Raw genomic sequence first — 1717 nt, 5'->3', positions numbered from 1 at the left:
GCGAACAGGGCCAGATGCCCGGCCAGGACGACCGCGGAGGACAGCGCGATGCCGGGTCCGCGACCGCCCAGGCGCCGCCCCGCGCCCCGGCCGGCGGCTATGTGGCCCTCGGCGACTCCTACTCCTCCGGTGTGGGCGCCGGCGACTACCTGGCCTCCGGCAAGGAGTGCAAGCGCAGCAGCCGGGCCTACCCGGTGCTGTGGGCCGAGGCCCACGCGCCGGCGACGTTCAGCTTCGCCGCGTGCAACGGCGCCGGCACCGAGGACGTGCTGGCCGAGCAGCTCGGCCATCTCAGCGCGCGCACCTCCCTGGTCACCCTCACCGTCGGCGGCAGCGACTCGGGCTTCGCCGGGACCATGGCGGTCTGCGCGATCGGCGGTTCCGAACGCTGCCACACCGCCGTGTCCCGGGCCGTGGACACCATGGACGGGACGCTGACGGACCGCCTGGACCGCCTCTACACGGCCATCCGGGACCGGGCGCCGGCCGCCCGGGTCGTGGTGCTGGGCTACCCGCACCTGTACCACCTCAGGGGTGCCTGCGTGCTCGGCCTCCAGGACGGCGAGCGCGCGGCCCTGAACGACGCCGTGGACCACCTCAACGAGGTGATCGCGGGGCGCGCCGCCGCCCACGGGTTCACCTTCGCCGATGTCACCGCCGCCTTCGCCGGGCACGAGATCTGCTCCTCCCGGCCCTGGCTGCACAGCGTGGACATCCTGGCGATCACCGAGTCCTACCACCCCACGGCGCCGGGCCAGTCGCTCGGCTACCTGCCGGTGCTCTCCCGCGTCTCCGGCTGACAGAACTCCGCCTCGAGCACGGCCGTGGTGTCCCCGCTCCAGTCGCCGTCGAAGTCGACCGCCAGGGCGTGCCGGCCGTCGGCCGTCGCCGCCGCCTCGGACACCGAGCCGTGGATCCCTCCGGTGTGGCCCCAGACGTGGGTCCCGCAGGCCAGCCGGGTCTCCATGAGGCCGAGGCCGTAGCGGACGCCGGGTCGCACCTTGGTGTCCACGGTGGTCTCCATCTCCCTCAGCCTGTCCGGCGGCAGCAGCCGGCCGCCGAGCAGGGCGCCGTAGAAGCGGGTGAGGTCGGCGGAGTCGGAGATCATCTCGCCCGCGGAGGAGGCCAGGGAGGGGTTGAGGGCCGTGACGTCGCGGGCCGGGCCGCCGGGGACGCCGAACGTCGAGTAGGCCCTGCCGCTCGGGCGCGGCACACCGGTCCGGGTGCCGGGCAGGGAGGTGGCCGTCAGGCGCAGCGGGGTGATGATCCGGCGGGTGACCTCGGTGGCGTACGGGTGGCCCGTCACCCGCTCGATCACCATTCCGGCCAGGACGTAGTTGGTGTTGGAGTACCCCCAGGAGGTGCCCGGCGCGAAGTCGGGGGCGTGCCGCATCGCCACGGCCACCAGGTCCCGGGGGGCGAGGGTGTCGTAGCGGTGCCGGAAGAAGCCGTCCTCGGTGAAGTGGTCGCGGCGGAAGTCGTCGTCGGCGACGTAGTCGTGGATGCCGCTGGTGTGGTTGAGCAGCCCGCGCACGCTGATCCGGCGGCCGTCGTGGCCGTGGCCGCGGACCAGGCCGGGCAGCCAGGTGTCCACCGGGTCGTCCAGGGAGAGCCGGCCTTCCCCTTCCAGCTGGAGCAGGACGGTGGCGACGAAGGTCTTGGTGATGCTGGCGACGCGGTAGCGGTCGTGGACCGAGCGCGGCCGGCCGGTGCGGAG

Annotated in this window: 2 protein-coding genes; one reads left to right on the top strand and one right to left on the bottom strand. The window is 74.0% G+C overall.

Annotated features, from left to right (window positions below):
• Window positions 1-14: 14 nt before the first annotated feature.
• Window positions 15-800, top strand: coding sequence for an SGNH/GDSL hydrolase family protein (locus H5J33_RS34200; RefSeq protein ID WP_181798550.1), 786 nt, complete (start codon window positions 15-17; stop codon window positions 798-800).
• Here H5J33_RS34200 and H5J33_RS34195 read toward each other — a convergent pair.
• Window positions 767-1717, bottom strand: a 951-nt coding sequence (locus H5J33_RS34195) for a serine hydrolase (protein ID WP_181798549.1), incomplete at its 5' end; no start/stop codon positions are given. The genes H5J33_RS34200 and H5J33_RS34195 overlap by 34 nt on opposite strands.

It is taken from the genome of Streptomyces sp. WELS2 (assembly GCF_013870595.1).
Taxonomy (GTDB): Bacteria; Actinomycetota; Actinomycetes; order Streptomycetales; family Streptomycetaceae; genus Streptomyces.
This window is presented reverse-complemented; position numbering and strand designations above follow the sequence as displayed.